9 protein-coding genes, 1 pseudogene and 1 riboswitch are annotated in these 10,893 nt (G+C 68.4%); all 10 genes and pseudogenes read left to right on the top strand.

Annotated elements, in window-relative coordinates; translation table 11 throughout:
* A partial coding sequence (locus R1101_RS0109140; RefSeq protein ID WP_016933139.1) for an FAD-dependent oxidoreductase occupies positions 1-988 on the top strand: 988 nt, incomplete at its 5' end.
* The gene (locus R1101_RS0109135; RefSeq protein WP_016933138.1) at positions 985-1,491 is read left to right on the top strand and encodes a GNAT family N-acetyltransferase; all 507 of its coding nucleotides are present in this window, start codon (positions 985-987) and stop codon (positions 1,489-1,491) included. The genes R1101_RS0109140 and R1101_RS0109135, both read left to right, overlap by 4 nt.
* Complete coding sequence (locus tag R1101_RS0109130; RefSeq protein ID WP_016933137.1) at positions 1,488-2,534, top strand: LLM class flavin-dependent oxidoreductase; 1,047 nt, start codon at positions 1,488-1,490, stop codon at positions 2,532-2,534. The genes R1101_RS0109135 and R1101_RS0109130 overlap by 4 nt, the downstream gene beginning before the upstream one ends.
* A gap of 80 nt (positions 2,535-2,614) precedes the next feature.
* A riboswitch (SAM riboswitch) is annotated at positions 2,615-2,710 on the top strand.
* A 198-nt stretch (positions 2,711-2,908) separates the two neighbouring features.
* Positions 2,909-4,537, top strand: a complete 1,629-nt coding sequence (locus R1101_RS0109125; protein WP_016933136.1) for an ABC transporter substrate-binding protein — start codon at positions 2,909-2,911, stop codon at positions 4,535-4,537.
* A gap of 3 nt (positions 4,538-4,540) precedes the next feature.
* Positions 4,541-5,551: an ABC transporter permease gene (locus tag R1101_RS0109120; protein ID WP_016933135.1), complete on the top strand. Its 1,011-nt coding sequence runs from the start codon at positions 4,541-4,543 to the stop codon at positions 5,549-5,551.
* Positions 5,552-5,582: 31 nt separating this feature from the next.
* The gene (locus R1101_RS0109115; protein ID WP_081494060.1) at positions 5,583-6,437 is read left to right on the top strand and encodes an ABC transporter permease subunit; all 855 of its coding nucleotides are present in this window, start codon (positions 5,583-5,585) and stop codon (positions 6,435-6,437) included.
* Positions 6,434-8,029, top strand: coding sequence for a dipeptide ABC transporter ATP-binding protein (locus R1101_RS0109110; RefSeq protein ID WP_016933133.1), 1,596 nt, complete (start codon positions 6,434-6,436; stop codon positions 8,027-8,029). The genes R1101_RS0109115 and R1101_RS0109110 overlap by 4 nt, the downstream gene beginning before the upstream one ends.
* A complete protein-coding gene (locus R1101_RS0109105) occupies positions 8,019-9,110 on the top strand; it encodes an LLM class flavin-dependent oxidoreductase (protein ID WP_026003058.1) in 1,092 nt (363 codons plus the stop codon). Before R1101_RS0109110 ends, R1101_RS0109105 begins: the two co-directional genes overlap by 11 nt.
* A 13-nt stretch (positions 9,111-9,123) precedes the next feature.
* A complete protein-coding gene (locus tag R1101_RS0109100; protein WP_016933131.1) occupies positions 9,124-10,494 on the top strand; it encodes an NtaA/DmoA family FMN-dependent monooxygenase in 1,371 nt (456 codons plus the stop codon).
* Positions 10,491-10,893, top strand: a pseudogene (locus tag R1101_RS26240) (hypothetical protein); the annotation flags it as partial. The gene R1101_RS0109100 and the pseudogene R1101_RS26240, both read left to right, overlap by 4 nt.

Genomic DNA, 10,893 nt, shown 5'->3' with positions numbered 1-10,893 from the left:
CGACGTCGTGGTGGTCGGTGGCGGTGTCATCGGCTCCGCAGCGGCGTGGCGACTCGCCGCTCGTGCCCTACCGCTCTGGCGGCAGCTCGAAGAGACCAAGGGCAACCGGGTCCTCGAGCTCACCGGCGCCGTCGACCACGGGTTGCCCGCGGCCGTCCACGCCAAGGCGAAGACGCTGTATCAACTCGGCATCGCGCACACCGTCCTCGATCCCGCCGAGGCGCAGCGTCGCTGGCCCGGCATCAGGTTCGACACCACGGTGCTGCACCATCCCGACGCCGGGCGGTTGCACGCCGACCACTCGGTGGCCGCGCTGCAGCAGGCCGCGGCGCAGGCCGGTGCGGATGTCCGGCACCTCACCCCGGCCCGCACCGTCCGCGAGACCGATCGCGGCGTCGAGATCGTGCTCGACACCGAGGTGATCACCGCGAGGCACGTCGTCGTCGCGGCGGGAGCGTGGACGCGCGCCGTCCTCGACGGGGCGGGCAACGAGACGGCACCCCGGCTGCCGGCCCTGCGCACGACGCAGGAACAACCGGCGCACTTCGTCCCGCTCACCGACGCGCAGTGGCCCAGCTTCGTCCACCACCGTGGCGCCCGACTCGACGGGGAGGGCATCTACGGCCTCCGTTCCGTCGACGGCATCAAGATCGGTGAGCACGGCACCGGCCCGCAGGTCGAACCGGACAACCGTAGTTTCGTGGCGGACCCGGACGGTGTCCGCCGACTCGTCGACTACGCCCGGACCTGGCTCCCCGGCGTGGACGCCGAGAGTGCACGGGTGGACACCTGCCTGTACACGGCGACGCCGGACTCGAACTTCGTCGTCGACCGCGTCGGTGCCGTCACCGTCGCCGCCGGATTCTCCGGACACGGATTCAAGTTCGCGCCCGCCATCGGCGAACTCGTCGCCGACCTCGCCGACGGCACCGCCACCAGCCCCGAACCGTTCCGGTTCGGAGCACGACAGCCGGCGGTGGTCTCGTGACCGGGACCGGCAGACTCGAAGTGCGGGCGGTGCGGCAGGACGATCCCCTGGCCGCACCGCTGCTCGAAGAACTCGCGGTCGAGTACAGCACCCGTTACGAGCACTCCTTCGAGGAGCAGTACGAGAGTCTCGTCGGCTATCCGGAGGACCGGTTCGCGCCACCCGACGGTGCCCTGCTCGTCCTCGTCGAGGACGAAGTGCCGGTCGCAGGCGGAGCCTTCCAGCGCTACGACGAGAGCACCGCCGAACTCAAGCGGATCTGGACGTCGAAAGACCATCGGCGCCGTGGTCTCGGCCGCATCGTGGTCGCCGAACTCGAGGCCGAGGCCTTACGTCGCGGGTACACCCGCATCTATCTGACGACCGGTTGGCGACAACCGGAGGCCGTCGCGCTGTATCTCGCGGCCGGGTACACCGCCCTGTTCGATCCCCGGCGACCCGCCGAGGAGATCGGCCCGCATCCCTTCGAGAAATTCCTGGTCCGAAAGGTGGCCTCCGCGTGAAGTTCCTGATGCTCAGTCTCATCACCCACCATCCCGACCCTGTGACGGGGGAGTGGCTGTCCCCGTCCGAACGGATCCGGGAGGTCGTCGACACCGCCGTGCTCGCCGAACAACTCGGATTCGAAGGATTCGCGGTGGGCGAGCGGCACGAGAAGCCGTTCCTCGCCTCGTCGCCTCCCGTCGTCCTGGCGAACATCGCGGCGCGGACCAGCACCCTCGAATTGTGGACCGGGGTCACGACTCTGAGTCTGCTCGATCCCGTCCGCGCGTTCGAGGACTACTCCACACTCGACAACCTGTCGGGTGGGCGCCTGCAGCTGATGATCGGCAAGGGCAACGGCACCGCCCAGGCCGACCTGTTCCACGTCACGCCCGACGACCAGTGGGACCGCAACCGTGAGGGTTACGAGCTGTTCCGGGCACTGTGGGAGAACGAGACGGTCACGTGGGAGGGTCGGTTCCGGCCGTCGCTCACCGACGCCGTCACCGTGCCCCGGCCACTGCAACACCGTCTGGCCATCTGGCACGGCAGCGCCACCAGCCGCGAATCCGTCGATCTCGCAGCCCGGTACGGTGATCCGATCTTCTCTGCCAACGTCACCAACCCGATCGAGCCCTACGCCGAGCTCATCGACCACTACCGCGAACGATGGGCGGCCTACGGCCACGACCCCGCCGAGGCGCGGGTGGGTGCGGGGACGGCCGGACTGTACGTCGCGCCGACCTCGCAGGAAGCGATCGACGCCTACCGGACCCAGTTCGAGCAACGACTCGAATTCTCCCGGGAGACGGGACTTCCCGTCGTCTTCGAGACCGTCGAGGACTTCGTCGAACGCAGCTCCGCACTCATCGGGAGCCCGCAGCAGGTGATCGACAAGGTGCTCCGCTACCACGAGCGGTTCGGTCACGAGGTCACGCACGTGACCGCCGACCGCGGCGGGTTCTCGGCGGCCGAACAGCGGGCGAGCCTCGAACTGTTCCAGGCGGAGGTCGCGCCGGCACTGCGTGCGGCGATACCGCACCGCGATGCCGTCACCGCCTGAGCCAGCGGCGTCGGAACCGTTTCGATCGTGGTGAAAAAAACGGTGTGCCCGAGCCCCGTGGCTCCGTAACCTCGCGTAACGAACCATCCAGAGCGACCGAGAGACCCGGCTCGACGACGTCGCAGCAACCCCCTGCCGTGGGCAGGTGAGGGTGCTACCGCCGGGACCGATGGAGGAGAAGATGATGAACGAAGGTCTGGTGGGGGCGTGGGAACGCATCCACGTCGATCTGTGCCGGCACTGCGCCGCCAGGTGTCGTTGCGGCCGAGATCCGCGCTGAACCCCCCGTTCCCCCAGGGACGACATCCCCGCCCGCCGGACGGCATCCACACGGTGATGCCGCCGGAACCCTGTCCAGATCACGGAGCCCGTCGTTGTCCATCTCGTCCTCCTCCGCGTCCCGGTTCGTCGTCACGGCCGCCGCCACCGCCGTACTGGGCGCTGCCCTCACCGCGTGCGGCACCGGCGCCGTGGCGAACTCGGAGCCCACCGGCGATCCGCAGGCCGGTGGCACCCTGCGGTACGGGTTGTCGGTCCCACCCACCTGCGCCGATCCCGCGCAGGCCGCCAGCAACCAGACCATCTACGTCGCCCGGCAGGTCGTCGACTCGCTCACCGACCAGGATCCCGGGACAGGCGAGATCGTGCCGTGGCTCGCCGAGAGCTGGGAATCGAATGCCGACGGCACGCAGTTCACCTTCCGCCTGAAGGAGGGTGTGACCTTCAGCGACGGAACTCCACTGACCGCGGACTCCGTGAAGAAGAACTTCGACGCGATCGTGAACAGCCTCGGAGGGGTGAAGGCGCCGCAGGCCGTCGGGTATCTCGCAGGATATGCCGGCACCACGGTCGTCGACGACCGCACGGCGCAGATCGACTTCTCCGTGCCGAACGCGCCGTTCCTGCAGGCCACAGCAAGTCATCAGCTCGGTCTGCTCTCGGAGGCCGACACCGCGAAGAGCGCTGAGGAACGTTGCGCCGGCGACCTGTCCGGCACCGGCCCGTTCGTCTACGAGCACTACCAGCAGGACAAGTCCGCCACCCTCGTCAAACGTACCGGTTACTCATGGGGCTCGGAGGTATTCGGACACGACGGCGAGGCCTATCTCGACCGGATCGAGTTCACCATCGTTCCCGAATCGGGTGTCCGCACCGGATCGCTCGCCTCGGGCCAGCTCGACGCCGTCTCGGATGCGCTGCCGCAGGACGCCCCGCAGATCGAAGGGGCCGGCGGTCGCATCCTCACCACCCCGAATCCGGGTATCCCGTTCGGGTTCCAGCCCAACGTGAGTCGCGGTGTCCTCGCCGACCCGGCCGTGCGCGGCGCGATCGTCCCGGCGATCGACCGGCAGGAACTGGTCGACACGGTCCTCGGACCGGACTTCCGCCCGGCGACCAGCACTCTCGCGTCCGCGACCCCCGGCTACGTCGAACTCACCGACATCGCCTACGACCCGCAGAAGGCCGAGCAGATCCTCGACGAGGCAGGCTGGGTGCCCGGGCCCGACGGCATCCGTGTCAAGGACGGGCAACGTCTGAGCTTCCCGGTGCTGTTCAGCTCCGTCTTCGCGGGCAACCAGGCCATTCTGGAACTGGTGCAGCAGCAGCTGCGTGCGGTGGGAATCGACCTGCAGCTCGATCTCGTCTCCACTCCGGAGAACACCGCACGCCAGAATGCCGGCGACTTCGAGGCGTCCTACTACAACAGCACCCGGGCCGACGGCGACATCCTGCGCACGGCATTCGGGCTCGACGGGCGGAACCTCAACCAGCGCAATCCCATTCCGGATCTCGACGACGTGCTCGCCCAGCAGCTGTCCACGACCGACCCGGCCGCACGTGCCGAGCTCATCGGCCGGGCGCAGCAGCTCGTCCTCGACAACGGGCTGTGGATCCCGACGGTCGAACTGTCGCAGGCAATCGGTGCCGGACCGAACGTCGCCGACCTGAAGTTCGAGGCGTCGGCACGACTGCAGTTCTTCGATACCTGGCTGAGCGAGTAGATCATGCTGCGCTATCTCGGTTTCCGTGTGCTCCAGGCCGTGGGGGTGCTGTGGGCGGCGTTCACGGTGTCGTTCGCGGTCCTGTTCCTGCTGCCCTCCGATCCGGTCTCCATCGCCGCCGGTGCCGATGCCGGAACACCGGTCGACGCCGCCGCGATCGAACAGCTCCAGGCGCGGTACGGACTCGACCAGCCCGTCGCGGTGCAGTACTGGAACGCGCTGAGCAGCGCGGTCCGAGGTGACTTCGGCATGTCCATCTCCACCGGACAGCAGGTAACCGACGCAATTGCCGCCGCCCTGCCGAGCACCCTCGTCCTGGCGGGCACCGCCCTGGTGTTCGCCCTGGTGTTCGGCACGGCGGTCGCCTTCCTCGCGACCTACACGCGAACGCACTGGCTCCGCGGCCTGCTGTTCTCGCTTCCCCCGCTGGGGGTTGCCGTCCCGACCTTCTGGGTGGGGCTGATCCTGTTGCAGCTCTTCTCGTTCCGGTTACGACTGTTCCCAGCCTTCGGTGACCAGGGCATCGAGCACGTGATCCTTCCCGCGATCACCCTGGCACTGCCGGCCGGAGCGGTGATCGCTCAGGTCCTCGCGACCAGTCTGCGGACGACCTGGCGGCAACCGTTCATCGAGGCGGCACGCGCGAAAGGCGCTTCCCGGCTGCGCATCCAGACGCGTCACGCGCTGAAGCTGTCGAGCATCCCCGCTTTCACGATCGCCGGTGTCATCGTCGGCAACCTCCTCGCGGGATCCGTGGTGGTCGAGGCGGTCTTCTCCCGGGCCGGTGTCGGACGCCTGACCCAGATGTCGGTGATGGCGCAGGACATCCCGGTGGTGCTCGGCATCGTCGTGTTCTCGTCCACCGTCTTCGTGCTCGTCAACCTCGCCGTCGACCTGCTCTATCCCCTCATCGACCCGCGGATCACCCATGGCATCGACCGGGGTGGTGCAGCGTCGACCGAGGACGACTCGACCCACGACGACACTCTCCGGGAGGTCGAGGTACGTGTCTGACACACTTGTCCGCGATGCGCTACCCGCAACGCTGTTGCCGGAACCGCTCTCGCGCAGAAGAATCCGGATCACGTCCGTCGCGGCAGGGGTGCGGCGCAACGCCGTGCTCGTCGTGTCGTCGATCGTGCTGCTCCTCGCGGTGGGCTTCGCACTGTTCCCGTCGCTCTTCGCGTCGGGCGACCCACTGCAGGGTGTGCCTGCCGAGAAGCTGCAGGTCCCGAGCGCCGCGCACTGGTTCGGCACCGACAATCTCGGCCGCGACGTGTACACGCGCGTCGTGCACGGAGCCGGCCTGTCGCTCACCGCGACGCTCGTCGCGGTCGGCATCGCCCTGGCCGCCGGCTCGCTGGTCGGACTGCTGTCCGGTGCGGTCGGCGGTGCCCTCGACGCGGCACTCATGCGCCTCGTCGACGTCCTGCTGTCCATCCCCGCGCTGCTGCTGTCCCTCGCCCTGGTCACCGCTCTCGGCTTCGGCACGATGAACGTCGCGATCGCCGTCGGTGTGAGCCTCGTGGCAAACTTCGCACGCGTCATGCGCTCGGAAGTGCTGCGGGTACGCAAGGCGCTCTACGTCGAAGCTGCGTTCGCGTGCGGAGCCCGGTGGCACACCGTCCTGCGCCGGCACGTGCTGCGCAACTCGTACGCACCCGTCGCGGCCCTCGCCGCCGTCGAATTCGGTATGGCCGTGCTGGCCGTGTCATCGCTGAGCTTCCTCGGATTCGGTGCCGTGCCACCGACACCCGAATGGGGGTCGTTGATCTCGGAGGGCCGCAACTATCTCGCCGCGGCCTGGTGGATGACGACCCTGCCGGGCCTGGTCATCGTCGCCGTCGTGCTCTCGGCCCACCGCGTCGGCCACGCCATCGAGGACAGGAGCGCACGATGAGCCTCCTCGAAGTGCGCGACCTGCAGGTTGCCTATGGATCGTCACGCGAGCCGGTGGTCGCGGTGAACGGTGTCGATCTCACCGTCGGTCGCGGCGAGGTCGTCGCGGTGGTCGGCGAGTCGGGGTCGGGCAAGTCCACGACAGCGCACGCGATCATCGGGTTGCTCGCCGGAACCGGTCGCGTCACGGCCGGGTCGGTGACCTTCGACGGCACATCGCTGAACGACCTGTCCGAGCGCGCGTTCGAACGCATCCGCGGAGTCCGGATCGGATTCGTTCCGCAGGACCCGACGACCTCCCTCAATCCCGTCATCCGTATCGGCGACCAGATCGCCGAGGTGCTGCGCATCCACGGTCTCACCGACCGGCGCACCGCGCGGATCGAGGCGCTGCGCATCCTCGAAGAGGCCGGGCTCGACGACCCGCAGCTGCGTGCGAAGCAGTATCCGCAGGAACTGTCCGGCGGTCAGCGGCAGCGGGTGCTCATCGGTATCGCCCTCGCCTGCCGACCCGACCTCGTCATCGCCGACGAACCGACCAGCGCGCTCGACGTGACCGTCCAGCGCCGCATCCTCGACCACCTCGACGCACGGATCGCCGAGACCGGCACTGCGGTACTGCTCATCACCCACGACCTCGGTGTCGCGGTTGATCGCGCCGACCGCATCGTCGTCATGCAGGGGGGACGGGTCGTCGAGACCGGACCGGCGGCGCAGGTCCTCGCCGACCCGCAGCACGAGTACACGCGCTCGCTCATCGCGGCCGCGCCGAGCCTCGCGGAACCGGTCGTGCGGCCCACGCCGAAAGAGGCTGCGTCGATCCTGTCGGTGTCGACGGTGTCGAAGACCTTCCGCATCGACCGGAAGTCCTTGCTGCACGCCGTGCGGGATGTGTCCTTCGACGTACCCCGCGGCGGCACCCTCTCGCTCGTGGGGGAGTCGGGTTCGGGCAAGTCCACGGTCTCGCGCATCGCGATCCGGCTCGAGACCCCGACCTCCGGATCGGTCCGGTTCGACGGTGACGACATCACCGCGCTCGGTGGCCGTGCCCTGCGGGCGCTGCGCCGCAGGGTGCAGATCGTGCACCAGAATCCCTACGCCTCGCTCGACCCGAAGCTGAGGATCCGCGACATCGTCGCCGAACCCCTCGAAGCGTTCGGCATCGGCACGAGAGCCGAACGTGCCGCGCACGTCGCCCGTCTCCTCGACCAGGTGGCGCTGTCGACGGCACATCTGGACCGCAAACCGGCCGAACTGTCCGGTGGACAACGGCAACGCGTGGCCATCGCACGGGCCATCGCCCTGAACCCCGAGCTGCTCGTCCTCGACGAACCCGTCTCGGCGCTCGACGTGTCGGTCCAGGCACAGATCCTCGACCTGCTCACCTCACTGCAGACCGAACTCGGACTCGGTTACCTGTTCATCTCGCACGACCTCGCCGTCGTCCGGCAGATCAGCGACACCGTCGCCGTGATGCGCGCCGGCCGGGTCGTCGAATACGGCTCCACCACAGAAATATTCGACAACCCACAGCACGAGTACACGCAGACGTTGCTCGAGGCCATCCCCGGGAAGGTCCACCATGTCCGATAGTTCAGAATTGTTGCTGGCCGTCGACTTCGCCGGCACCGGCATCCATCCCTCGTCCTGGCGACGCGACGACTCGCGCGCCGAGGAACTGTTCACCCCCCGCTACTGGGCCGACCTCGTCGGTGCCGCCGACCGTGCCGGCGTCGACTTCGCTTTCCTCCCCGACACCTTCGGCGTCGTCTCGGACGCGACCAAGGTGCGCGGCCGCCTCGAAGCCGTCGGCCTGGCGGCGCGCCTGACCACCGCAACCACGCGCATCGGTCTGATCCCCACGGCCACCGTCACCCACACCGAGCCGTTCCACGTCGCCAAGGCGATCCAGACGATCGACCACACCACGCTCGGTCGCGCCGGATGGGAGGTCGCGGTGACGCCGGGCGTCGTGGAGTTGTTCGGCCGCAAGGACGAGCAGGACACCGCGGCGCTGTGGGCCGAGGCACACGAGGCCGCCGAGGTCGCGGCACGGCTGTGGGACAGCTGGGAGGACGACGCCGAGATCCGCGACGTCGCCACCGGCCGCTTCCTCGATCGCGACAAGGTCCACTACATCGACTTCGTCGGCGAGTACTTTTCCGTCAAGGGCTCGTCGATCGTGCCGCGGTCCCCGCAGGGGCAACCGCTGGTCGCAGTGACGGTGATCGGTAACGAATCCTTCGAATTCGCCGCGCAGCGAGCGGATGTCGTGCGTATCCGCGCCATCGATCTCGCTGCAGCATCCGAACTGGCAGGCCGCATCCGGGCGGAAGTGGGCGACCGGCGGATCTTCGTCCTGCTCGACGTCGACGTCCTGCTCGGCGACGACGCCGCCGCGGCTCTCGCGCAGCTCGAGGCGTGGGAGGGGGAGCCGTACCGCTCCGACACGCTCGTCCACGTCGGTACGTCCGAGGGCCTGATCGAACTGCTCTGCGACGCAACGGGTGTGGACGGGGTGACCCTGCGGCCGCTCGCTCTGCCGTCCACCCTCCGTCGCATCGTCGAGTACGTGCTGCCCGTCGTCCGCCGTGAGGTCGCGCCCACTATCGGAACCCTCCGCGACCGGCTCGGTCTGTCCCGTCCCGCCAACCGCTTCGCGGCTACTCACTGAAGGAACGATCATCGTGTCCCGCAACACTGTTCGCAAGAAGATCCACCTCGCCGCACATTTCCCCGGCGTCAACAGCACCACGGTGTGGGCCGACCCCGAGTCGAAGAGCCAGATCGACTTCTCGTCGTTCCTGCATCTCGCCCGCACCGCCGAACGCGGCAAGTTCGACTTCTTCTTTCTCGCGGAAGGACTCCGGCTCCGCGAGCACCGCGGCCGCATCCACGACCTCGACGTCGTGGGACGCCCCGATACACTCACGGTGCTCGAGGCCCTCGCCGGCGCCACCACCCGCCTCGGCCTGGCCGGCACCATCAACACGACCTTCAACGAGCCGTACGAGCTGGCCAAGCAGTTCGCGACCCTCGACCATCTCTCGGACGGTCGTGCCGCATGGAACCTCGTCACGTCGTCGGATGCGTTCACCGGTGAGAACTTCCGCCGCGGCGGTTTCCTCGAGCACTCGCAACGGTACGTCCGCGCCGCCGAAGTGGTCGACGTGGTGCGGAAACTGTGGGACGGCTGGTCCGCCCGCGGACCCGTGATCGACCGCGAGGCCGGAATCTTCGCTCCCGACGGCGATATCGCGTCCTTCGACATCCGCACCACCCAGTTCGACATCTCGGGCCGCTTCGAAGTGCCGCGCAGTCCCCAGGGGCATCCCGTCCTCCTGCAGGCCGGCGACTCCGACGAGGGCCGCGAATTCGGTGCCGCCAAGGCCGACGCCATCTTCAGTAGGCACGGCACCCTCGAGGAGGGCCGTGCCTTCTACACCGACGTCAAGAATCGACTGGCGAAGTACGGCCGCAGCTGGGACGAGCTGAAGATCCTGCCCGCCGCGACCTTCGTCCTCGGAGACACCGAGGAGGACGCCCACGAGCGGGCCCGGCACATCCGCCTGCAGCAGGTCGGCCCGCAGACGGCCATCGCCTTCCTCGAACAGGTATGGGGCAAGGACCTGTCGTCGTACGACCCGGACGGCCCGCTCCCGGACGTCGACCCGGAGGACAACGTCACCATCACGCGCGGACGCGTGCGCCACGCGAAGGATCCGCTGGCCGTCGCCCGGCAGTGGAAGGAGAAGGCGGACGCCGAGAAACTGAGCATCCGCGAGCTCATCATCGAGGTCACCGCACGCCAGCAGTTCATCGGAACGCCGCAGCAGGTCGCAGACGAGATCGACCTCTACGTGCAGACCGACGCCGGCGACGGGTTCATCCTCGTTCCGCACCTCACCCCCGGCGGCCTCGACGACTTCGTCGACACGGTCGTCCCGCTGCTGCAGGAACGCGGCAGCTTCCGCACCGAATACGACAGCACCACCCTGCGCGGTCACCTCGGCCTGCGCGACCCGCACACCGTCACCGAAGGAGCCCGCGCGTCATGACTGCAACACTCGATCAGTTCGTCGACGATTGGCAGCGGTGGCATGCCGAGCGCAACGACAGCCTGCGGCAGCCGCTCGGCTGGCTGAGTCTCACCGCCCTCTACTGGCTGGACGAAACCCCCACCTCCTTCGACGAAGCGCCGGGCCGGTGGCACGTCGACGGCGAATCGGTGTTCCACGAATTCGACGGGGAGACCACCACCTACGAGCCGGTCGAGGGGGCGCCCGGTCTCGAAGCTGAGTTCGACCGCGGCTTCGTCGAGATCATCCGGCGCACCGGACACTTCCTCGTCCGTCTGGCCTACGGTCCACTTGTCGGCATCGTCGTACTGCTCGTCCTGATCGCCGCGACCGGCTACGGGGGCTGGGCGATCGTCCTGCTGGTCGGCGGTCGCATCT

Source organism: Rhodococcus sp. R1101, from assembly GCF_000278445.1.
In the GTDB taxonomy this organism is placed as follows: Bacteria; Actinomycetota; Actinomycetes; order Mycobacteriales; family Mycobacteriaceae; genus Rhodococcus; species Rhodococcus gordoniae.
This window is presented reverse-complemented; position numbering and strand designations above follow the sequence as displayed.